The organism is Curtobacterium sp. MCBA15_007 (assembly GCF_001864905.1).
GTDB lineage: Bacteria > Actinomycetota > Actinomycetes > Actinomycetales > Microbacteriaceae > Curtobacterium > Curtobacterium poinsettiae.
The window spans coordinates 36249-57520 of sequence record NZ_MJGM01000019.1 but is presented as its reverse complement, the minus strand read 5'-3'; the positions used below and the strand labels follow the sequence as shown (position 1 = coordinate 57520).

Genomic DNA, 21272 nt, shown 5'->3' with positions numbered 1-21272 from the left:
TCCGGCCACGCACCCGCCGACGAAGTCCGCACCGTGCAACCCCGGCTCCGCGAATCCCGCACGGTGCCGGCCGCGCCACACCGTGCGGAGCTGGTGGCTCCGTGCGGCACCACAACCCCGCACCGAGCCTCCGGCCACGCACCCACCGACGAAGTCCGCACCGTGCGACCCCGGCTCCGCGAATCCCGCACGGTGCGAGCCGAGCGCGTCAGCGCCGCGCGGGCCGCGCGGGTGGGGGCGGCGGGACGGGCTTCGCGGCGACGACGTCGACGAGCCGGACCTCGACCGGGCCCCGGCGGGTCGAGATCGTCACGGCGTCGGACGTCCGGGTCACCAGGTCCCCGAGCGCGTCCTGCGCGCCGTCCCCGTGGTGTGCGCGGACCACCAGGCGGTCCCCGATGGCGGCGTCGCGGAGCACTCCGAGCGCACGGTCCCGCGCGATGGCCGCCTGTTCGTCCGCCTGCACCGCCCCAGGGTACGGGCCGCCTAGAGTGTCGGCATGGAGAAGGCCCGGGTCGACAGCTGGATCTGGGCCGTCCGGATCACGAAGACCCGGTCGGCCGCGACCGCCGCGTGCAAGGCCGGTCACGTCCGGGTGAACGGGGAACGCGCGAAGCCGGCGCAGCCGATCGGTCCCGGCGACGAGGTGCGGGTGCGGCAGAACGGCTTCGACCGGATCGTCATGGTGACGGGCATCATCCTGAAGCGCACGAGCGCCCCCGAGGCCGCGAAGCACTTCGAGGACAAGACCCCGCCGCGGCTGTCGAAGGAAGAGGCCGGGTTCGTCCCGATGCGGGAGCGCGGTGCCGGACGGCCGAGCAAGCGGGAGCGCCGCGACCTCGAGAAGCTCCGCGGCTACTGACGCTTCCCGGACCCGGGCACGTAGACATCGACCACGATCTCGAACGTGTCGGACTCGACCTCGATCCGTTCTCCGGTCCACGGAGCCTCGAGGTGCCCGTCGTCGTCCGGGTCCGATCCGCCCAGCGCACGACCGGACGGGACGCGGTGGACGGGGATGCGGGTGCCGTCCTCGGCGATGACGAACAGGTCGGCCACCCGGCCCCGGAACTCCGTGATGCCGAACGGGTCGTCGTGGTGCCGGGACTCGGCGAACCGCGGCGTCCTGCCGTACGCGGAGAAGGCCGCCGTGGTCTCCCGTTCGTACGCGGGCCCGCAGCAGTCGTGCTCCCACCCGCCGACCACGACGACGACCTCTTCGCGCATGCCGTGATCGTACGACGCGTCGGACGGTGACGGTCGGAACCCGGGGTCCGGGCCAGCGGTCGGGGGTCAGACGAAGCGGACGGTCTGCTGCAGACGGTCGCGGATCTCGAACACGTCGACCGAACCGGCCGGCGACCAGACGCCGTTCAGCACCTGGGGCAGCGCGCTCCGGCGGACGACGAGCGCCGTGGGCTTCTTCGGGGAGCCGACGAGCTGCACGTCCTCGGTGACGGCGGTGTCCGGCACGACGAGCAGCCGGCCGGAGAACCGCACCCGGGTCTGCTTCTGCACGGCACGGGCGGCGCGGACGAGTTCCTTGACGGGTCGCTCCCCCGGTGCGAGCGTCTCGCCGACGATCTCGCCGTGCTCGACGTGGACCGGCGCACCCCAGTCGATGGACTCGACGGCCCAGAGTCCGCTCGGGGTCAGGACGGCGTGGTCGAGCTTGCCCTCGGCCCCGGCGTCGAGGTCGTGCCACACCGTGACGCCGATCCCCATGTCGGAGACGATCAAGGCGGTCGCCTCTTCGGCCAGGGCCTCGGCGAGCAGCCGCCGGATGTGGCGGGGCGCGGAGCGGATGAGGGTGGGGTCGTAGGGGTCCTCGATGGGGTCGCCGAGGCCGACCCACTCGCGCTCGGCCTGCAGGAAGACCTCGCGTGACCGACCGCCGGGGTGTCCGTGGGACCGGGCCCGGGGGCGTGTGTCGCGACGCGCTGCCGGGGGCGCGTAGGCGTCGCGACCGGTGTCACCCCTGCCGGCGGTCGCCCCGGACGGACCGGACGCGCCGTACGCGCGGGACCCGATGTCGTACGCGCGCCGGGCTGCCGGCGTGCCGATGCGCTCCCATGCGAGCTGGACCTGGCGGAAGCGCTGGGCGTCGCCGCCGAGGTCGGGGTGCGTCTCGCGGGCAGCCCGTCGGTAGGCGCGGCGGAGCGCTTCGTCGTCAGCCGTCGCGGGGACGCCGAGGACTTCGTAGGGGGTGGCGTCGGCCGGGCTGTCCGTCATGGCCCTGCGACATTACCGGAGGCAGTGTCGGAGTCCGCCGCATGGTTGCTGGGTACGGTCTGCGCCCGTGCCGCTGGTCCTGCACCAACTCGATAGCTGCGGATCGGCCGTGCCGGTGGTCACGCGACGGCGGCGGTGATGGCTGCTGCGTGCTGCTCCAGGTAGGCGACGTCGGCGCGGTACAGGTCGGCGTGGCCGTGCTGCAGGTCGCTGACGAACTTCGGGTTGCCGGCCGCGGCTTCGTGCTCGATCGTCGTGACGAGGGCGACCAGGGAAGCGATCATCGTCTCGGCGAGGACTCCGCGGGAGCGGTCGTCGAGGGCGTAGGCGCGGCAGAACTCCGCGGCCCGAGCGAGCCGCTCGGCGAGGTCGGGGGTGGTCGAGCCCTCGACCGCACCGGTGGTGAACGGTGCGAACCGGTAGACGGCACTCGCGACGTCCCAGACGCGGGGGCCGGGGTGCGCGGTGTCGAAGTCGATCAGGCCGACGGCGGCGATGCCGTCGTAGACGCAGTTGTACGGGGCGAAGTCGCCGTGCACGATCGTCTCGACCGGGGCCCGGTCGGCTTGGGACCAGAGGTCGTCCTCGGCGCTGCGCGGGAAGCTGGCGGCGGCGTCGTGGAACTGGCGGAGCAGGCGGGCGCTGGTCACGAGGGCGGCCTCGCTGGCGATGTCTTCCGTCCAGGGGTACTCCCCCGCGACGCCGGGGACGAACGAGACCGTCTCGAGGGTGTCACCGAGGGCGATCGGTTCCGGCGCGGCGACGAACCCCTGCTCGTGCAGGTGGGCGAGCAGCCGGTGCACCGTGGGTGTCCACAGCCCTGCGGGGCGGTGGACTCGGTCGTCGGCCCTGGTGATGCGCTCCAAGGGGAACCTCCTGCTGTTGCGTCTCCGTTGACGGAGGGCCAGCGTACCGGCAAGCGAGCGACGGGCGCTCCGTCGACATCCGGAACACGGCGCGTCGGTCCCCGCGGCCGAGCTGGCCTCAGAGCTGGTCGCGCAACCAGGACGGCCCGTGGACGGTCGCGCCGAGGGCCTCGACGCGGTCACGGAGCTCGCGGTCGGCCGTCACGACGACGACCGGCCCGTCACCGGCCCGGACCGCTGCCCGGGCGGACTCGACGATTGCGTCGTCGCCGGAGGCAGGGGCACGGACGACGTCGACAGCACCGGTGGCGGCGCCGGTGCTGGTGGCCGTGCCAAGGCCGGTGGCAGTGCCGGTGCCAGTGCCAGTGCCGTGGTCTGGGTCCGCGGGCTCCGCGGAGCCAGCGGCACGGGCCTCGCCCTCGAGCACCACGGTCCACCGGGGCCACCACCGTGCGAACGGCAGGTCGAGCAAGGTCGCGGACACCCCGCCCGCGGCGAGCGCCGACACCTGTGCCAGCAGCCGTGACGCGGCACCGGCTCGGTCCTTCCACCACCCGTCGGGCACGCTGCCGACGACGTTCGCCGCGTCGACGACGACGTGCGGGGTGGTCGCGACCGTGGCGCGGAGCGCCGGCCACGACCTGCCGAACCCGGGGTGCAGGGGCAGGTCGTCGACCTGGTCGATCGGGATCCACGACAGCGCGAGGCTCTCGCGGTCGGCGATGACGGGTTCGAAGGGTCGGGAGGCGCGCCCCACGACGGTCGTGTAGGTCCAGAACCCCAGGTCGAGCAGCGCCGTGTGGCGCAGGGCGATCGCGTCGTCGGGGACGCCGGCTTCTTCGGCGGACTCGCGGAGGGCGGCGGTCACGGCTGCTTCGCCCTGGTGCCGTGCGCCGCCGGGGATGCCCCAGGTGCCGCCGTGGTGGCTCCACTCGACGCGGTGCTGCAGGAGCACGCGGCCGGCGCCGTCGTCGACGAGCAGGCCGGCGGCGCCGAAGCGTCCCCACGCCTTGGTGCCGTCGGGGCCGACCGCCCAGGCGTCACCGGGGTCGCGGGGGCCGGGTGGGGGCCCGGGAGGCGTTGCGTCTGGCACGGGTCCAACCCTGGCACACGGTGCCCGGAGCGGGCCTCGAAGTGGTCACCGGGCGTCGTGTACGGTGTCGCTCGAGACACGGGGTGCCGCATCCAGCGGCTGAGATCACACCCGTCGAACCTGCTCGAGCTCGTACTCGCGAAGGGATCGTCCATGGAAACCGCTGCGCCCTCCCCTGCCTGGGCCCACCGAACCGCCGAACTGCTCGAGGCCGTGCGTGCCCGGGCCCCGCTGGTGCAGTGCATCACGAACACCGTCGTGCAGAACGTCACGGCGAACGTGCTGCTCGCACTCGGGGCCTCGCCCGCGATGGTCGACGTGGCGACCGAGGCGGGGCCGTTCGCCCGGGTCGCGGACGCCCTGCTGGTGAACACCGGCACTCCGCACGCCGAACCGCGGGTCGCCGCGCTCGAGGCCGTGCACGCCGCCCGGGACGCGGGCACTCCGTGGGTCCTCGACCCGGTGGCGGTCGGCTCGCTGCCGGTGCGCACCGCCCTGGCGCGGGACCTGCTCGCGTTGCACCCGACGGTGCTGCGGGGCAACGCCTCCGAGGTGCTCGCCCTGCTCGGCGACTCGGCCGGTGGCCGCGGGGTCGACAGCACCGTGGGCACGGAGGACGCCCGGGTCGCGTCCGTCACTGCTTCGGACGGGAGGCTCGTGGCCGCGGTGGCCGTGTCGGGGGCGGTCGACCTGCTGGTCGCGCCGGGCATCGGTGTGGTCCGGGTGGCGAACGGGACCGACCTGCTCACGCGGATCACCGGTGGCGGGTGTGCGCTCGGCGCGGTCGTCGCCGCGTTCACGTCGGTCGCGCCGGAGGACGCGGGTGCCGCTGCCGTCGCTGCCACCGCCGTGCACACGATCGCCGCGGAGCTCGCGGCACGGGACGCCGGTGGGCCGGGGACCTTCCAGCCGCTGTTCCTCGACCGGTTGGCGTCGCTGACCCCGGAGGATGTCGTCCGCGAGGCCCGGATCACGGTCGAGACGGCTCCTGCGGTCGACACCCGGGCGGTGTCGGCATGAGCGGGCTGCAGTCCGCCGGGTTCGGCGTCTACCTGGTGACCGACGGCGCCCTGGCCGACCGGCACGGCATCGGGGTGCTCGGGGTCGTCCGCGCCGCCGTGCACGCCGGGGTCCGGATCGTGCAGGTGCGGGACAAGGACGCCTCGGCGCGTGACCTGTTGGCGCTCACCGCCGCGGTCGCAGACGCCGTCGGGGACCGTGCGACCGTGGTCGTCGACGACCGGCTCGACGTGGCCCTCGCCGCTCGGCACGCCGGACACCGGGTCGCGGGCGTGCACCTCGGCCAGTCCGACGTCCCCGTGGCCGTCGCCCGCGCCCTGCTCGGAGCGGACGCCCACGTGGGCCTCACGGCGAACACGCTCGCGCACCTGGCCGTCGTCGAGCGGCTCCCCCGCGGCACCGTCGACCTGCTCGGTGTCGGGGTCGTGCACCCCACGGCGACGAAGGCCGACCACCCGCCGGCCCTCGGCCACGACGGGTTCGCCCGGCTGGCCGCCGCGACCGACGTGCCGTGCGTGGCGATCGGTGGGGTGACCCTCGACGACGTCGTGCCGCTCCGGGCAGCCGGTGCCGCGGGCGTCGCGATCGTGTCGGGCATCTGCGCCGCGGCCGACCCGGGGTCCGCGGCGGCGGCGTACGTGGCCGCCTGGGGCCCTGGAACCGGCCACGGGGCGGAGGCGGGGCGGCTCGCAGAAGGTGTACCGGTCCTCCCGGTCTTCACGCGGCGCGGGGCGGACGCATGAGCGTCCCGCGGGTGCTGAGCATCGCCGGGACCGACCCGACGGGCGGGGCCGGGATGCAGGCGGACCTCAAGGCGATCGCCGCACACGACGGGTACGGCATGGGCGTCGTGACGGCGCTCGTCGCGCAGAACACGCACGGGGTGCGGTCGGTGCACGTGCCGGACGTCGGGTTCCTGCGGGAGCAGCTCGACGCGGTGTCGGACGACGTGGTGGTCGACGCGGTGAAGATCGGGATGCTCGGCACCGTCGACGTCGTGCGGGTCGTGACGGACTGGCTGCGGGAGCACCGGCCGCCGGTGGTCGTCGTCGACCCGGTGATGGTGGCGACGAGCGGGGACCGGCTGCTCGACGAGGACGCGGCCGCAGCCATGGGGGCGCTGTTCGCGCTCGCCGACCTGGTGACCCCGAACCGGGCCGAGCTGGCGGTGCTGGCGGAGCTGGCCGGGTCCGGTGCGGCTGGTCCTGGTGCGGCTTCCTCGGCGGCTTCGTCGGCGTCGTCGCTGGATGCCGCGCGTGCCGTGGCGGCGCGGTGGGACGTCCTCGTGCTGGCGAAGGGAGGCCACGACGAGGGACCGACGTCGGACGACGTGCTCGTGGCGCCGGACGGCACCGTGCGGGTGTTCACGGGTCCCCGGGTCGCGACGACGAACACGCACGGCACCGGGTGCTCGCTGTCCAGTGCGATCGCGACGCTCGCCGCGCGGCACGGCGACTGGGAACTCGCGCTCGGGGTGGCGAAGGAGTGGCTGACGGCGGCGCTCCGCGGAGCCGACGCCCTGTCGGTGGGCAGCGGCAACGGTCCGATCGACCACGGCGCGCTGACTCGAGCCGCCCTGCCGGCGCTGTCGTACACGGACGTGTGGTGGGCGGACGCGGCGACGGTGCTGCAGGAGACGATCGACTGCGCGTTCCTGGTGGGGCTCCGGGACGGGACGCTCGAGCCGGAGGTGTTCGCCGGGTACCTGGCGCAGGACGTCCACTACCTGCGGGCGTACGAACGGCACCTGGCGGCGCTCGGGGTCGGTGCTACCGCTGCCGGTGCTGCTGCGTTCTGGGCGGCGGCGGCGCAGGGGTGTGCCGACGAGGCGCGCGACCTGCACCACCGTCGGCTGGCCGGCTCGCACGCCGACGATCCCGTGCACCCCACGTGCGCCGGGTACCTCGCGCACCTGCAGGAGGCCGCCGACGCCGGCTCTCAGGCGGTGCTGGCCGCCGCGGTGCTGCCGTGCTTCCGGGTCTACGCCTGGGTCGGCTCGCAGCTCGGCGTCGCGCAGGACGGGCACGCCTTCGCCGACTGGATCACGGCGTACGGGGACCCGGGGTTCGCGGCGTCGAGCGCCGAGGCGACCCGGCTCGTCGAGGAACTCGCCCGTGCGGCGACGCCCGACGAGCGGGGGCGGATGGCGCGGGCGTTCCGGCGGTCGACAGCATGGGAGCTCGCCTTCTTCCGGATGCCGACGGCCGCACACGACGCCTGGGTCTCGCGCTGACGGACGGTCCTCGGGCGACTTCCCCGAGGACACGCCTCGGGGCCGGGTCTCGGGTGGGACTAGCGGGCGACCGGGGGCAGCCGCACCAGCTCGACGGACAGCACGGCACCGCTGACCGTGCCGCGCATCCACGTGTGGTCGGGCTGGCGACGGCGGTCGGTCGGCGAGCCCGGGTTCAGCAGGCGCATCCCCGACGGCGCCACGGTGTCCCACGGGATGTGCGAATGGCCGAAGACGAGCACGTCGGTGTCGGGGTACTCGGCGTCCATCCGGCGTTCCCGGCCGGTCGACGCGCCGGTCTCGTGCACCAGGGCGAACCGCAGGTCCTCGACCCCGAAGCGGGCGACGAGCGGCAGGCGGTCGTCGAACTCCGGGCCGTCGTTGTTGCCCCGCACACCCTCGAACCGTCGGGACCGCGCCTGCACGGCGTCGAGGGTGGCGAGGTCGATCCAGTCCCCCGCGTGCACCACCAGGTCGGCGGCGTCGATGTCGTCCCACAGCCCGGACGGCAGGTCCTTCGCGCGCTTCGGCAGGTGGGTGTCGGACAGCAGGACGAACGACGTCGTCACGGCTCGGTGGGTGCTGGCATCGGGAGCCCGGCCTCGTCCGCGGCACCGAGGCGCTCCAGCAGCCCGGCGAGGAGCGCGATGTCGTCGTCCGACCAGTCGGCGAGCCGTTCGTCGAGCGCGTCGCGGTGCAGCTGCACGGACCGCTCGAGCGCCGCGCGGCCGGCGTCGGTCACCTCGAGGGGCTTCGCGTTGCCGCTGCCACCGTCGGTCGTCCGCACCAGCCCGGTCGCCAGGAGCCCGGACAGCTGCCGCGAGATCGTCGAACGGTTCAGCCGCAGGTACCGGGCGATGTCGATGGCCATGCAACCCGGGTGCTGCACCACGAAGTCGACGAGGGACTGGTCGACGACGCTCAGCACCTGGTCCGAGCCCCGGGCACGGATGCTCGCCCGACGGGTGATGCGGGCCAGCTCGGTGTACGCCCTGCTGATGTCGCTGTTCCGGACCTTGGAGCTCGGGTGGTCCATGGTGGCTCCAGCCTGTCGGTGCCGGCGCCGGCCGGCGGTCTTCTCGTCCGGTCACCATACCGGCGGGTCGGCCTGGAGTGCGGTCAGTGACCGGCGGCCGCGGCCTGCAGCGCCGGGATGTCCAGCTTGACCATCTGCATCATGGCCTCGAAGACCCGAGCGTTGGCGTCGGGGTCACCCGATCCGCTCATCAGCTCCCCCAGCATCGACGGGGTCACCTGCCACGCCAGACCCCAGCGGTCGGTGAGCCATCCGCACGCCATCGGGCTCCCGCCGTCGGCGAGCAGGGCGTCCCACAGGCGGTCGAGCTCGTCCTGGGTGTCCACGTCGACCTGGAACGAGACCGCGTCGGTGTGCGGGTGGCCGGGACCGCCGTTCATCGCGCGGTACGGGGTCCCGAGCAGGGTGAACTCGACGACGAGGGCGCGGCCGTCCGGCATCCGGCTGACGCTGTCGACGCGGCTGTCGGGGAACAGTCCGACGTAGTACTCGGCGGCTTGTTCGGCCTGGTCGTCGTACCACAGGAACGGTGTGATGGCGGGCACGGGGAGCCCCTTCGTTCGGTGCTCAGTCCGCGGCGCTGCGACTGAGCAGGTCGGCCTTCTCAGGGTGGTCGTCGAACCACTTGCCGACGAACCAGCACATCGGGACGATGCGCTTCGTGGTCGTCGACTCGACGTCGGCGACCGCGTACTCGACGAGCTGCGCCGCGTAGCCGTGGCCGCGGTGCTTCGGGACCGTGTACGTGTGCGGGAACGCCACGGCGTCACCGTTCACCCGGTAGTCGAGCACGCTCACGAGCTCGCCGCCGACGTACATCGCGTACCGGTCCTGATCGGTCTCGTCGCGGAACTCGTGGTCCATGCCCGCCATCATGCTCCGAGCGGGCGCGTCGTGCCGTCAGGGGAATGGGCGGCGTCCGGCAGACGTTGCCCGGACACATGACAACCATCGGAATCATCGGCGCCGGCAACATCGGATCCCAGCTCGCACGACTCGCGGTACGGAACGGCCACCAGGTCGTCATCGCGAACTCCCGCGGCCCGGAGACCCTGACCGACCTGGTCACGGAACTCGGCGACTCGGCACGTGCGGCGACCCGCGACGAAGCAGCTGCAGCGGGCGAGATCGTCGTCGTGACGGTCCCCCTCGCCGCGATCGAGACGATCCCCGTCGAACCCCTGGACGGCAAGGTCGTCATCGACACGAACAACTACTACTGGGAGCGCGACGGCCACATCGCCGCACTCGACGACCAGTCCACCACCACCGCGGAGATGCTGCAGGACCACCTGCCCGGTGCCCTGGTCGTCAAGGCGTTCAACCACATCGCCGCCGACGACCTGACCGGCCACGCGACGCCCGCCGGCACGCCGGACCGCCGTGCCCTCGTCATCGCCGGCGACGACGACACCGCCAAGCAGACCGTCACCGAACTCATCGACGCGTTCGGCTTCGACGTCGTCGACGCCGGGCCCCTCGCCGAGGGCTGGCGCATCCAGCGGGACACCCCCGGCTACGGCCCGCGGCTGACCGTCGCCGAGATGCGCGACGCCCTGGCCGCCGCCACCCGCTAGTCCCGCTGGTCCACGGCTCGGCGCAGCAGCATCACCACCGCCGCCGCGCAGCCGCCGTTTCGCGCTGAGCGACACCTCACTGGCCCCACCGCCCGTGAGTGGTCGCTCAGCGCGAAACACCCAGCGCTAGGTACCCAGCGCGAAACACCCAGCGCGACCCGACCGCGCCCGCTCAGGCCCGGTCGAAGATCGTCGTCATGTCGGCGATGTCGTCCTCGGTCGGCGTCCAGGTGGTCCCCGCTTCGACGTTCTGCGTGATCTGCTCCGGCTTCGTCGCCCCCGCGATGACGCTCGACAGCCCCGGCTGCGCCAGGAGCCACGCGAACGTCGCCTGCAGCATCGTGACGCCACGGTCGTCGCAGAACCGCTGGTAGTCGTCGAGGACCTCCCACGGTGCGGCCTCGAGCAGCTGCGGCTTCGAGGTCGTCAGCCGTCCGTCGGCCGGGCCGCCCGCCTTCGTGTACTTGCCGGTGAGCAGCCCGTTGTACAGCGGGAAGAACGGCAGGAACCCGAGCGCGTACGCCCGCACGGCCGGTAGGACCTCGGCCTCGGCAGCCCGGGCGAGCGGGCTGTACTCGTTCTGCGCGGACACGAACGCCGTGGTGCCGGCGATCGACGCCGTGAGCTCCGCCTCGGCGATCTGCCACCCCGCGAAGTTCGAGTGGCCGACGTACCGGATCTTGCCCTCGCGGACCAGGTCGTCGAGGACCGACAGGGTCTCCTCGATCGGCGTCACGTCGTCGGGCCGGTGCATCTGGTACAGGTCGATCCGGTCCGTCCCGAGGCGCCGGAGCGACGACTCGACGGCGAGCCGCACGTACCGGCGGGATCCGCGGACGCCCCAGTCCGGACCGTTCGCGCCCTGCATGTCCATGCCGAACTTCGTGGCGAGGACGATCTCGTCGCGTCGACCGCGGATCGAGCGTCCGAGCATCTCCTCGGACATGCCCGGCACGCCGCCGTAGATGTCGGCGGTGTCGAAGAGCGTCACCCCGGCGTCGAGGGCCGCGGACACGACGGCGTCGGTGCCTTCCTGCGACTCGGACGCGGTGCCCCGCCGCCCGAAGTTGTTGCAGCCGAGGCCGACGGTGGAGACGACGAGCCCGGAGGGGCCCAGTGGACGGTGTTCGATTCCGGTCATGCCCCGAACGTACCGGCGACCCCGAACCGGGGCTGCGACCCCCGCAGCGGTTGCCGCTACGACTGAGCACGGATCAGTCGACGGAGAGGAGCGCCGCAGTGGCAGCGCATCGCATGCCCGAATCGGACCGTCCCCGTCGGCCCGTCCCGGCTTGGCAGACCGCGCCGCCCGTCGACGAGGTCGCCCCCCGAGTGGGTCGCCGCCGCCGGCCACGTGAACGCCTCCGGCCGGGAGGCCCGCCCCACCCCCGCCTCGTCGCGCGCCGCCCACGCGGCGCCGGTCCGACCGACCACGGTCGCCCGGGTCGGCCCGATCGGCTCCCGGACGCCCCGACGCTTCGCCCACCAGCAGGCCGCCGCACGGTCGGCCGACCCCGCCCCCGCACAGGTGCTCGGCCCCGCTCCCGCCCGGTCGTTCGACACCGTGCTGCACGCCGCGGCGTCCCCCGCCGACGCGACCACGGTCGTGACCGCGCCGACCCCGGTGCCGCGGTGTGGTGGCGGGGGCGATGCGGGCCTCCCGACCGAGCTGCTGGAACAGCCCGTGCCCGGAGCCGCCGCACCGGAGCCGCGCCGTGCACTCGGCGTGACCGCCGGGGCGGGGCTCGGTGCCGTCGCCGGCATCGCGACGATCGGTCTGGCCGCCTGGTGGTTCACCGCGCCGTCGACCGTGCACGGCGTCGGCGTGGTGCTCGGACTGCTCGCGCTGGTGGTCTCGATCGTGGCGCTGCGCGACCGGACAGCCACGTGGCAGCGGCCGGTCGCGCTGCTCGGCGCCGTGCTCGGTGGTGTCGGCACCGTCGTGCTGCTGTGGGCGGTCGCCGCGGCGCTGCTGCCGCTCGCGGGGGTGACGCTGCCGGACGTCACCGGAACCGGCGTGACCCCGATGCTCGCCCCGTGGCGCCGCGACCGCTCAGACGCCGGCGTCTCGGTGCGACGCCCCGGGGACGTCAAGACGCCCCCGAAAGCCGCGGCGTATCGATGACTCTGCGGCGTCGATGGAACACGCCGGCGTCTCGCAACACGCACCGGGGGCGACACACCGGCGTCTGAGCGCTGGCGGACGCAGGTCGCGACCGCTCAGACGGCGCGGACGACCCCGCGCGACAGGATCGCGTTCGTCAGGGCGTCGATCGGCTCCCGCTGCACCGTCGGGTTCGCGATGAGGACGTAGTCGACCGCGGGCAGGTCGGGCAGCCCGAGCCGCTGCGACACCTTCACCAGGTCCGCCGGGATGAGCGAGTGCGGGAACACCGCGACGCCGATGCCCGCGCGCACCGCGGCCAGCACGCCGTTCACGTCGCGCGTGTTGCAGGTGATCCGCCAGGTGCGGCCGGCGGCCTCGAGCGCGTCGATCGCCATCTGCCGGCTGATGCTCGGCGCCTGGTACGCGATGAGCGGCACGGGTTCGCCGGGTTCCAGGGCGATGCCGTCCTGCGCCATCCACACCATCTGGTCGGTGGCGACCCGGGTGCCCTCGGCCGACTCCCCCGCCGTCTGCTTGATGAACACCAGGTCGAGCTGACCGGCGTGCACCCGCCGGAGCAGCGGCGACGACTGGTTCACCGTGAGCTCGAGGTTCACCTGCGGGTGCAGCCGCCGGAAGTCCCGCAGGATCCGGGGCAGCTGGGTGATGGCGAGGTCGTCCGCAGCGCCGAACCGGAGCCGTCCGCGTGTGGCCGCGCCGGAGAAGTAGGCGTCGGCGGTGGCGTGTGCGGCGAGGATCGTCCGCGCGAACCCCGCCATCGCGTCCCCGTTGTCGGTGAGCGCGACGCCACGGGTGTCCCGGGCGACCAGGGTGCGTGCCACCGCGGTCTCCAGACGCCGGACGTGCTGCGACACCGTCGGCTGGCTGATGCCGAGCCGGGTGCCGGCCTGCGTGAAGCTGCCGGTCTCCGCCACGGCAAGGAACGTCTGCAACAGGACCGGATCGAGCACAGGGCACCTCGTTCGTTCGCGCGGGCGTTCGAGCTGTCGTTCGAGCAGCCACCCATGCGGGCGTTCGCGCGGTCATTCGACATCGCAATGGACTGATAGCCACCATAGGGGTATCGAATGGCTCGGCACCACGTAGTTTCGTTGGGGTACCAGATCCACACCGACGTCCGGAGAACCCCGCACCGTGAGCGCGTCACCGACGACCCTCCCCCCGCCCACCGAACCGCTCCCGATCCAGGCCACGCGACCGCCGTGGCGCCACACGCTCATCGCCCTGTCCGTGCCGAACTTCCGGCTGTTCACGGCGACGAACCTGGTCGCGATGACCGCCGGCTGGATGCAGCGCATCGCCCAGGACTGGCTCGTGCTGCAGCTGACCGGCTCGGTCGCGCAGGTCGGCATCACGGTCGCCTGCCAGTTCGCGCCGATGCTGCTGTTCGGCCTGCTCGGCGGCGTGCTGGTCGACCGGTTCTCGAAGCGCGCGCTCATGATGATCACGCAGGGCGTCTTCGCCGTGCTGTCCGCGCTGCTCGCCGTGCTGACGCTCGCCGGCGTCGTCGAGGCGTGGCACATCTGGGTGATCGCGTTCCTGGTGGGCATGGTCACCGTGATCGACAACCCGGCCCGGCAGGTGTTCGTCACCGAGATCGTCGGGCACAAGCACCTGCGGAACGCCATCAGCGTGAACTCGTCGGTGTTCCAGCTCGGCGGCATGATCGGTCCGGCACTGTCGGGGGCTCTGCTCGTCGCGGTCGGTGCCGGCTGGTCGTTCGGCGTGAACGCGATCGCCTGTGTCGCCGTCGTCGTGACGCTCGGGTTCCTGAAGGTCTCCGAACTGCACCGCACGCCCCCGGCACCGCGGGGCAAGGGGCAGCTCGTGGAGGGCCTCCGCTACGCCGTCAACAAGCCGACGATCATCGTGCCGGTGATCCTCGTGGCGTTCTTCTCGGTGTTCGCGTTGACGATGCCGGTGCTGCTGTCCGCCTTCGCGTCACAGGTGTACGACGTCGGCGCCGGTGGCTACGGGGTGTTCAACTCCGCCGTCGCGATCGGCGCCCTGGTCGGCGCGCTGCTGTCCACCCGTCGGGCCGTCGTGCGGCTCCGCACCATCGTCGGCGGGGTGTTCTGGACGGGCGTGCTGCTCGTGGTGTCGGGGTCGATCCCCGCGATCGCGCCGTTCACCGTCGCGCTCGTGGCCGTGGGGATGTCGCAGCTGCTGTTCCAGACCGCGTCGAACTCGCTCGTGCAGCTGTCGTCGAACGTGGCGATCCGCGGCCGGGTGATGTCGCTCTACGTCCTGGTGCTGCTCGGTGGACAGGCGATCGGCGGCCCGCTGATGGGCCAGGTCGTCGACCGCTTCGGTGCGCACGTGGGGATGATGGTCGCCGGTGGCGTGCCGGCTGCGGCCGCCGCGGTGATCGCGCTCGTGCTCGCCCGCCGAGGGGGCCTGCACCTGGCGGTGCGGATGCGACACCACCTGCCGGTGCCGGCGATCGTCGCGCACTGACGCGGGACTTCGCGGTGACCACCCGCCGGCCTGGAGGCCCGTGGCGGCCCCGCCCCGCGCCTCCCGTCCGCCCCTTGGTCGCGCCAGGCCGTACGCAAAACACCGGTGTCCACGCTCGACGCCGCGGAATCCCGCGGTGTGTTGCGCGAACACCGGTGTCCCTCGAGGGGCAGTGCCTCAGTAGGCGACGCCGAAGCGCGTCTGGTGGTGCGCCGGGGTGACGATCTCGTCGACGAACGCGATCGCGTAGTCGGCGCCGGAGATGTCCGAGTTGCCCTCGGCGTCGGCGAGCAGGACCTCGTCCGAGGCACGGTAGGTGCCGCGGCGCTCGCCCGGGTTGTAGCTGCCGAAGGCCGCGGCGGGGCTCACGTAGAACCAGTCGACCTGGGTGTCCGAGGCGCGGAGGGCGTCGAGGATCTGCGCGTGGCTCTTCGCCTCGCCCTTGAAGGCGTCCGGGAAGCCGTCGGTGTCGAAGAGGCGGGGGCCGTCCTCGGACACGCGCATCGAGCCGGCACCGCCGACGATGCCGAGCCGCGCGCCAGCCGCGGCGGCGGCGTCGACGAAGTGCTGGAACTTGTCCTTCAGCTCGCTGCCGTCGGCCTGCACGGCGTGGAGCGAGACGACGATGACGTCGGCACCCTTGGTGACCTCGGACACGAAGTCGGCGTCGAACGCGTCGCCCTGCGCCAGGGTGAGGCCCTCGGCCGGCTCGAGCTTGCTCGTGTCGCGGGCGACCGCGGTGACGGTGAGGCCGCGGGAGAGGGCCTCGTGGGTGATGGCGGAGCCGGCGTAGCCGGTGCCTCCGAAGACGACGATGTTGGTCATGGTGTTCCCTTCGTGGACGTGCTGGGCGTCGGTGACGGTGACAGTCACCGTACAAGAGTTACTCTCTTTGAGTAAGTAGGCACCTGGCGGTGCGTTTCGGAGGACACCATGTCAGCACTCGAGTACAGCCCCTACGCGGCGGACTGCCCCAGTCGGCAGCTGCTCGACCGCATCGGCGACCGCTGGAGCGTGCTGACGATCGGCGTCCTCGCCGACGGTCCCGCACGGTACTCGGCGGTGGCGGCCCGGGTGCAGGGGGTCTCGCAGAAGATGCTCACCCAGACCCTGCGGGCACTCGAACGCGACGGCATGGTCACGCGCACGGTGTTCCCCGAGATCCCGCCGCACGTGGAGTACGAGCTGACCGAACTCGGACGGTCCCTGCGCACGGTCCTCGTGCCGCTGGAGGACTGGGCGACCTCGCACATGCCCGACGTCGCGGTGGCGCGCGAGGGGTACGACGCGCGCTGAGCTCCGGCGCGCGCTGCGCTCCGGCGCACTCGGAATCCCCGACGGTGACGAGTGGTTGCCTGGGGACATGCGATCGATCGTCTACACGAAGCCCGGTGCCAGCAGCGTCCTCGAACTCGTCGAGCGGGAGATCCCGGAACCCGGCGCGGGCGAGGTCCGCGTCCGCGTCGTCGTCTCCGGCGTCAACCCGACCGACTGGAAGGCCCGCGCCGGCGGCACCTACGGCGACGGCCTGCCCTTCCCCGAGATCACGCCGAACCAGGACGGCGCCGGTGTGGTCGACGCCGTGGGCCCCGGTGTGGAGGGACTGGCCGTCGGTGACCGCGTCTGGCTGTTCATGGCGGCGGCGTCACGGCCGACCGGCACCGCGCAGGAGTACACCGTCGTCCCCGAGTCCCGCGTGGTCCCGCTGCCCGACGGCATCTCGTTCGACGTCGGCGCCGCGCTCGGGGTCCCCGCGATGACGGCGCACCGAGCCCTCACCACCCACGAGGACGGCCCCGCCCGACTCGGCCCCGATGCCCTGGACGGCTTCACCGTGCTCGTCGCCGGCGGTGCCGGCGCCGTGGGGCACGCCGCGATCCAGCTCGCCCGCTGGGCCGGAGCGACCGTCATCACGACGATCAGCTCGGACGCGAAGGCAGCGCTGGCGACGGCGGCCGGCGCGCACCACATCGTCAACTACCGCGAGGAGGACGCCGCCGAGCGCATCCGGTCGATCGCGCCCGACGGCGTCGACATCGTCGTCGAGGTCTCGATCCCGCAGAACGCCACACTCGTCGCCGACGTGCTGGCGAACCACGGCGTCGTGTCGATCTACGCGAACAACGGCGGGGACGAGGCGAGCCTGCCGATCCGGCCGAACATGACCGTGAACGCCCGCTACCAGTTCCTGCTGCTCTACACGATCGGTGACGAGGCGCTGTCCGCTGCGGCCGAGGACGTCACCGAGGCGCTGCACGACGGCGTACTGCCGGTCGGCGAGGACGCCGGACTGCCGCTCACCCGGTTCGCGCTCGAGGAGACCGCCCGGGCGCACGACGCGGTCGAGCAGGACACGGTCGGCAAGGTGCTCATCGACGTGACCGAGGCGCCGTAGCCGCGACACCGGATCCCACTCCGGGTCCGGCTCCGGCTCGGCGGACGACGAACGGCTCCCACGCATGCGTGGGAGCCGTTCGTGGTGGACGGTGCGGGAGGGGTCAGCGACCCAGACGCGCAGCGATGGCAGCGGTGACCCGGATCCGGGCTGCTGCGCGCTCGCGCTCGATGTTGGCGGCGATGACGTCGAGGTCTTCGTAGTCGGCGTCGGTGGTGGTGTCGTTCCAGTTCGGTGAGGAGATCCGGGCACGCCCGAACGACGGCGGAGCAGGGTTCACGGTCGTCATGGGGGCATCGTACGTCGAGCGTCCGACAGAGCGTGTGAGCATCACGGGCCTTTCCTTGGATTGCGGTCGCGCTCGGGGAACGAGTAGGTCAGCGAGAACGCGACGGCCATGAACGACGCCATCATCGCGATGTTCTTGGCGTCGAGTTCGGTGAAGGCGTCGGGGACCGGGGAGTCGACGGTGAGCATGCCGAACGAGTACTGGTCGGACCGGATCACCACCGACACGTACGAGGAGTACCGCGGTTCGAAGCCCGGCACGTCCTGGTCGACGTCGACGTCGGCGGAGCGGTCGCCGACGATCCGGGGTGATCCCCCGACCAACACCCACTCGAGGTTGCGGTCGCCGTAGGGCGTGCCCGCGCGGAAGACACCGACGGTGTCGCCGGCGCCGGCGTGACCGATCGGCTCGAGCGCCCGCAGATCGGTGGACAGCTGGTAGACGTTGGCGCGGACGTCGGGCACCTTCGGCAGCAGGTAGAACGCCAGGGCCACGGCGACGCGGTCGGCGACGACGGAGAGTTCGCCGTGGCGCTCGGACCGGCGCAGTTCGGTGAACCGGACGAGCCGGGTGGCGATCTGACCGAACGCGTACCGGACGGCCGTCGACTGCTCGAGCTCCGCCGCGGTGGCGTTGTCCTCGGCCACCGAGCGCGCGGCGTCGCTGCGCCGGGTCCGGACCACCTGCACCGTCACCGCGGCGACGAGCACGACGAGCCCGAACGCGACGAGCGAGAGTCGGACCGCCGGGGCGACGAACAGGTTGGGCAGCTGGAACGCGGCGGTGGGCGCAGCAGCCACCACGATCGGCCACACGACCGTGCCGACCCGTCCTGAACGCTGATGCCCCATGACCACGACGCTAGGTCACGCCACCGACTCGGTCGGAGTTGTCCACAGGTCGGTTCTCCACAGGATCCGACGGCCTCCACCAGCCCGTCGCACGCAGCTGGTAAGCAGGACCCATGACCGACGTCAGCACGCCCGTTCCCGGATCCAGAGCCCTCGTCCTCGGTGGCGGAGGTGTCGCCGGCATCGCCTGGGAAGTCGGCGTCCTCGTCGCCCTGCAGGAAGCCGGCGTCGACCTCGACGCCGCCGACCTGGTCGTCGGCACGAGCGCCGGCAGCGTCGTCGGCGCCTTCGTCCGGAACGGTGCCGTCCAGCAGGCCCACGACCAGCAGCACAGCCCGGCCCCGACGACCTACGAAGAGCCGGCACCGATCGACGTCGAAGCCGTGCAGCAGCACATCGGCGCAGCACTACAGGGCGCGACCGACGAACAGGACGCCCGCGCTCGACTCGGCCAGGCCGCCCAGCAGGTCGTCGGCGGGCAGAGCGACGACGAGCGCATCGTGACCTTCGGCGAGACGCTCCCGTCCACCGAGTGGCCGGAGAAGCCCCTCGCCGTCACCGCGGTCGACGCCACCGACGGCACCTTCCGCCTGCTGACCGCAGCGGACGGCGTCCCGCTCCCCCGCGCGGTCGCCGCCAGCTGCTCGGTGCCCTTCGTGTGGACCCCCGTCAGCATCGACGGCCGCCCCTACGTCGACGGCGGTGTCCGCTCCGGCACCAACGCCGATGCCGCCGCCGGGTACGAGCGGGTCCTCGTCATCGCCTGCGGACCCGAAGGGCCGTCTCCGTGCGGACCCTGGCTCGACGTCGCGGTCGAGGCCCTGCGCGCCGGTGGCTCGTCGGTCGAGGTCGTCGTGGCCGACAGCGCGTCCCAGCAGGCCTTCGGCACGAACTCGCTCTCGCTCGCCACCCAGGCGCCGTCGGCCGAGGCCGGCCACGCCCAGGGCACCGCGGTCGCCGAGCAGATCGCCGCCTTCTGGGCCGAGGACCTGGCGAGCGTGCACGCATGAGCGCCCCGTTCTCCGACCTCGACCAGTACATCGCGCTCCCCCGCGTCGACGGCATCGACGTCAGTCCGGACGGCACTCGCGTCGCCCTGACGGTCAGTGCACTCGATCCGGACGGCACCGGTTCCCGCCGGTCCATCTGGCAGGTGCCCACGTCGTCGACCGACGACAGCCGGTCCGCTGCGCGCCCGGTCCGCCTCACCCGTTCCGCCAAGGGCGAGGGCGGCATCGCCTTCACCCGCACCGGCGACCTGCTCTTCGTCTCCGCCCGGCCAGACGCGGACGCCAGCGACCTCGAGGCGGCACAGCTCTGGGTGCTGCCCGCCGCGGGTGGCGAGGCCCGCCCGCTCACCCGTCTCGCCGGGGGTGTCGGTGGCGTCCTGGCCACCGCGTCGTCGTCGGACGTCGTCGCGCTGACCGCCGACCTGCTGCCGGGGGCCGGTTCCGACCCGTCGACGGTGCTCGAGGCCGACGCCGGGCTCCGGAATACCCGCAAGGACAAGCACGTCCGCGCGATCCTGCACGAGACCTACCCGGTGCGGTACTGGGACCACGACCTTGGTCCGGCCCAGACCCATGTCCTGACGCTCGACACGGCCGGCGGCGCGGACGAAGTCGCTCAGCCCGTGGACCGCACGCCGTCCCCCGGCCGCTCCCTCGACCACGTCAGCGGAGCGCTCACCCCCGACGGATCGGTCCTGCTTGCAGCCGTGGGTGTCCGGGAGGCCCGTGGACACCGCTCGACGCTCGTCACCATCGACCTGTCCAGCGGCCACCGCACGGTGCTGTTCGACGACGTCGACGTCGACCACGAGATGCCGGCGCTCAGCCACGACGGTCGGGCGATCGCCTGGGTCCGCACCGTCCGCTCCACCCCCGCCGGTGCGAACCAGCAGGAGGTCTGGACGGCCGGCATCGACGGCTCCGACGCCCGCCGCATCGCGGCCGACTGGGACCGTTGGCCGAGCGAGCTCGTGTTCGAGCACGGCGACGGGGCGCTCCTGGCGGTGGCCGACCAGGACGGCCGCGCGCCGGTCTTCCGCATCCCGCTCGACGGCGGCGCCGTCGAGCAGCTGACGCACGACGACTGGGCGTACTCGAGCCTGCGCGTGGCGGAGGCGACGGGCGTGGTCGTGGCGCTCCGGGCCTCCTGGGCGGCGCCGCTGCACCCCGTGCGGATCGCGACGGACGGTACGGTGACCGCGCTGGCGACGCCGGCGCCCCTGCCGGACGTGCCCGCCCACCTGGAAGAGGTCGAGACGACCGCTGCCGACGGTGCCCGTGTGCGCGGCTGGCTGGTCGTGCCCGAAGGCGACGGGCCGCACCCGCTCGTCCTGTGGATCCACGGTGGGCCGCTCAACTCCTGGAACCAGTGGTCGTGGCGGTGGAACCCGATGCTGCTCGCGGCACGCGGGTACGCCGTGCTGCTGCCGGACCCCGCGCTGTCCACCGGTTACGGGCTCGACTTCGTGAACCGCGGCTGGAACGCCTGGGGGCAGGCTCCGTACACCGACCTGATGGCGATCACCGACGTGGTCGAGGCCCGAGCCGACATCGACGCCTCCCGCACCGCGGCGATGGGCGGGTCGTTCGGCGGGTACATGGCGAACTGGGTCGCCGGGCACACCGACCGGTTCCGGGCGATCGTCACCCACGCCAGCCTGTGGGCGCTCGACCAGTTCAACGGCACGACGGACTCGTCGCAGTACTGGTCGTCGATCTTCGACGCCGACGGGATCGCGGCGAACGACCCGCACCGGTTCGTGGGCGACATCACGTCACCGATGCTCGTCATCCACGGCGACAAGGACTACCGGGTGCCGATCGGCGAGGGGCTGCGGCTGTGGTCCGAGCTCGCGGAGCACCACGCGGCGCCGGACGGCTCGATGCCGCACCGGTTCCTGTACTTCCCGGACGAGAACCACTGGGTGCTCTCCCCGCAGCACGCCGTGGTCTGGTACGAGACGGTGTTCGCGTTCCTCGGGCAGCACGTGCTCGACCAGGAGTGGGAGCGACCCGAGCTGCTCGGCTGAGCGACACGTCCGGACCGAAGGAGCAGCCGCCGACGATCCCTGCCCGCGCCGCGAC

At 72.9% G+C, this 21272-nt stretch carries 25 protein-coding genes and 1 riboswitch; of the genes, 11 read left to right on the top strand and 14 right to left on the bottom strand.

The features are described from left to right. Nucleotides 1-208: 208 nt before the first annotated feature. A complete protein-coding gene (locus BIU95_RS10020; protein WP_231564028.1) occupies nucleotides 209-466 on the bottom strand; it encodes a hypothetical protein in 258 nt (85 codons plus the stop codon). A 33-nt stretch (nucleotides 467-499) separates the two neighbouring features. On the opposite strand from BIU95_RS10020, the gene BIU95_RS10015 reads away from it, so the two are divergent. Next, nucleotides 500-862 (top strand): RNA-binding S4 domain-containing protein, encoded by a 363-nt coding sequence (locus tag BIU95_RS10015; RefSeq protein WP_017886594.1) that lies wholly within the window; start codon nucleotides 500-502, stop codon nucleotides 860-862. Here BIU95_RS10015 and BIU95_RS10010 read toward each other — a convergent pair. The 4 genes from BIU95_RS10010 to BIU95_RS09995 form a co-directional block, all read right to left on the bottom strand. After that, a complete protein-coding gene (locus BIU95_RS10010; protein WP_071251600.1) occupies nucleotides 856-1227 on the bottom strand; it encodes a hypothetical protein in 372 nt (123 codons plus the stop codon). The genes BIU95_RS10015 and BIU95_RS10010 overlap by 7 nt on opposite strands. 66 nt (nucleotides 1228-1293) lie before the next feature. Then, nucleotides 1294-2232: a DnaJ domain-containing protein gene (locus BIU95_RS10005; protein ID WP_042537357.1), complete on the bottom strand. Its 939-nt coding sequence runs from the start codon at nucleotides 2230-2232 to the stop codon at nucleotides 1294-1296. A 119-nt stretch (nucleotides 2233-2351) separates the two neighbouring features. Continuing rightward, a complete protein-coding gene (locus BIU95_RS10000; protein ID WP_071251599.1) occupies nucleotides 2352-3098 on the bottom strand; it encodes a phosphotransferase enzyme family protein in 747 nt (248 codons plus the stop codon). Nucleotides 3099-3216: 118 nt separating this feature from the next. After that, the gene (locus BIU95_RS09995; RefSeq protein WP_071251598.1) at nucleotides 3217-4191 is read right to left on the bottom strand and encodes an NUDIX domain-containing protein; all 975 of its coding nucleotides are present in this window, start codon (nucleotides 4189-4191) and stop codon (nucleotides 3217-3219) included. A 69-nt stretch (nucleotides 4192-4260) separates the two neighbouring features. After that, nucleotides 4261-4356, top strand: a riboswitch (TPP riboswitch). On the opposite strand from BIU95_RS09995, the gene thiM reads away from it, so the two are divergent. The 3 genes from thiM (at nucleotide 4345) to thiD (ending at nucleotide 7444) form a co-directional block, all read left to right on the top strand. Beyond that, nucleotides 4345-5211: a hydroxyethylthiazole kinase gene (gene thiM / locus BIU95_RS09990; protein WP_071251597.1), complete on the top strand. Its 867-nt coding sequence runs from the start codon at nucleotides 4345-4347 to the stop codon at nucleotides 5209-5211. It overlaps the preceding riboswitch by 12 nt. Then, entirely contained in the window at nucleotides 5208-5954 is a 747-nt protein-coding gene (gene thiE, locus BIU95_RS09985) for a thiamine phosphate synthase (protein ID WP_071251596.1), read from the top strand. The genes thiM and thiE overlap by 4 nt, the downstream gene beginning before the upstream one ends. After that, on the top strand, nucleotides 5951-7444 hold the full coding sequence (thiD, locus tag BIU95_RS09980; RefSeq protein ID WP_071251595.1) for a bifunctional hydroxymethylpyrimidine kinase/phosphomethylpyrimidine kinase: 1494 nt from the start codon (nucleotides 5951-5953) through the stop codon (nucleotides 7442-7444). The genes thiE and thiD overlap by 4 nt, the downstream gene beginning before the upstream one ends. Before the next feature lie 59 nt (nucleotides 7445-7503). On the opposite strand, the gene BIU95_RS09975 is transcribed toward thiD, so the two are convergent. The 4 genes from BIU95_RS09975 to BIU95_RS09960 all read right to left on the bottom strand — a co-directional run bounded on the left by BIU95_RS09975 (nucleotide 7504) and on the right by BIU95_RS09960 (nucleotide 9344). Further along, on the bottom strand, nucleotides 7504-8013 hold the full coding sequence (locus BIU95_RS09975; protein WP_071251594.1) for a metallophosphoesterase: 510 nt from the start codon (nucleotides 8011-8013) through the stop codon (nucleotides 7504-7506). Next, nucleotides 8010-8480 (bottom strand): MarR family winged helix-turn-helix transcriptional regulator, encoded by a 471-nt coding sequence (locus BIU95_RS18230; RefSeq protein ID WP_017886585.1) that lies wholly within the window; start codon nucleotides 8478-8480, stop codon nucleotides 8010-8012. The genes BIU95_RS09975 and BIU95_RS18230 overlap by 4 nt, the downstream gene beginning before the upstream one ends. Nucleotides 8481-8563: 83 nt before the next feature. Then, on the bottom strand, nucleotides 8564-9025 hold the full coding sequence (locus BIU95_RS09965) for a VOC family protein (RefSeq protein ID WP_042537368.1): 462 nt from the start codon (nucleotides 9023-9025) through the stop codon (nucleotides 8564-8566). A 22-nt stretch (nucleotides 9026-9047) separates the two neighbouring features. Next, nucleotides 9048-9344: a GNAT family N-acetyltransferase gene (locus tag BIU95_RS09960; RefSeq protein ID WP_071251593.1), complete on the bottom strand. Its 297-nt coding sequence runs from the start codon at nucleotides 9342-9344 to the stop codon at nucleotides 9048-9050. Nucleotides 9345-9421: 77 nt separating this feature from the next. On the opposite strand from BIU95_RS09960, the gene BIU95_RS09955 reads away from it, so the two are divergent. After that, nucleotides 9422-10057 carry an NADPH-dependent F420 reductase gene (locus BIU95_RS09955; RefSeq protein WP_042537370.1) on the top strand — a complete coding sequence of 212 codons (636 nt, stop codon included), beginning with the start codon at nucleotides 9422-9424 and terminating at the stop codon, nucleotides 10055-10057. 172 nt (nucleotides 10058-10229) lie between these two features. On the opposite strand, the gene BIU95_RS09950 is transcribed toward BIU95_RS09955, so the two are convergent. After that, a complete protein-coding gene (locus BIU95_RS09950; protein WP_071251592.1) occupies nucleotides 10230-11198 on the bottom strand; it encodes an aldo/keto reductase in 969 nt (322 codons plus the stop codon). Between the two features lie 213 nt (nucleotides 11199-11411). Here BIU95_RS09950 and BIU95_RS09945 point away from each other — a divergent pair, with 213 nt between their 5' ends. Next, nucleotides 11412-12182, top strand: a complete 771-nt coding sequence (locus BIU95_RS09945) for a hypothetical protein (protein ID WP_071251591.1) — start codon at nucleotides 11412-11414, stop codon at nucleotides 12180-12182. 95 nt (nucleotides 12183-12277) lie between these two features. Here BIU95_RS09945 and BIU95_RS09940 read toward each other — a convergent pair whose 3' ends face one another. Further along, on the bottom strand, nucleotides 12278-13135 hold the full coding sequence (locus BIU95_RS09940; protein WP_017886578.1) for a LysR substrate-binding domain-containing protein: 858 nt from the start codon (nucleotides 13133-13135) through the stop codon (nucleotides 12278-12280). Between the two features lie 184 nt (nucleotides 13136-13319). Between BIU95_RS09940 and BIU95_RS09935 the strand changes: the two genes are divergently transcribed. After that, nucleotides 13320-14642, top strand: a complete 1323-nt coding sequence (locus BIU95_RS09935) for an MFS transporter (RefSeq protein WP_017886577.1) — start codon at nucleotides 13320-13322, stop codon at nucleotides 14640-14642. A 177-nt stretch (nucleotides 14643-14819) separates the two neighbouring features. On the opposite strand, the gene BIU95_RS09930 is transcribed toward BIU95_RS09935, so the two are convergent. Beyond that, nucleotides 14820-15467 carry an NAD(P)-dependent oxidoreductase gene (locus tag BIU95_RS09930; RefSeq protein WP_071251602.1) on the bottom strand — a complete coding sequence of 216 codons (648 nt, stop codon included), beginning with the start codon at nucleotides 15465-15467 and terminating at the stop codon, nucleotides 14820-14822. A gap of 108 nt (nucleotides 15468-15575) precedes the next feature. On the opposite strand from BIU95_RS09930, the gene BIU95_RS09925 reads away from it, so the two are divergent. Both BIU95_RS09925 and BIU95_RS09920 read left to right on the top strand, forming a co-directional pair. Further along, nucleotides 15576-15938: a helix-turn-helix domain-containing protein gene (locus tag BIU95_RS09925; RefSeq protein WP_071251590.1), complete on the top strand. Its 363-nt coding sequence runs from the start codon at nucleotides 15576-15578 to the stop codon at nucleotides 15936-15938. Between the two features lie 67 nt (nucleotides 15939-16005). Continuing rightward, nucleotides 16006-17037 (top strand): NADPH:quinone reductase, encoded by a 1032-nt coding sequence (locus BIU95_RS09920; protein ID WP_071251589.1) that lies wholly within the window; start codon nucleotides 16006-16008, stop codon nucleotides 17035-17037. Nucleotides 17038-17140: 103 nt separating this feature from the next. On the opposite strand, the gene BIU95_RS09915 is transcribed toward BIU95_RS09920, so the two are convergent. Further along, nucleotides 17141-17326: a hypothetical protein gene (locus tag BIU95_RS09915; protein WP_017886573.1), complete on the bottom strand. Its 186-nt coding sequence runs from the start codon at nucleotides 17324-17326 to the stop codon at nucleotides 17141-17143. Nucleotides 17327-17367: 41 nt separating this feature from the next. Continuing rightward, nucleotides 17368-18177 (bottom strand): GAF domain-containing protein, encoded by an 810-nt coding sequence (locus tag BIU95_RS09910; protein ID WP_139179736.1) that lies wholly within the window; start codon nucleotides 18175-18177, stop codon nucleotides 17368-17370. 113 nt (nucleotides 18178-18290) lie between these two features. Here BIU95_RS09910 and BIU95_RS09905 point away from each other — a divergent pair, with 113 nt between their 5' ends. Together BIU95_RS09905 and BIU95_RS09900 are read left to right on the top strand one after the other, a co-directional pair. After that, complete coding sequence (locus tag BIU95_RS09905) at nucleotides 18291-19187, top strand: patatin-like phospholipase family protein (protein WP_071251586.1); 897 nt, start codon at nucleotides 18291-18293, stop codon at nucleotides 19185-19187. Further along, nucleotides 19184-21217 (top strand): alpha/beta fold hydrolase, encoded by a 2034-nt coding sequence (locus tag BIU95_RS09900; RefSeq protein ID WP_071251585.1) that lies wholly within the window; start codon nucleotides 19184-19186, stop codon nucleotides 21215-21217. The genes BIU95_RS09905 and BIU95_RS09900 overlap by 4 nt, the downstream gene beginning before the upstream one ends. Nucleotides 21218-21272: the final 55 nt, after the last annotated feature.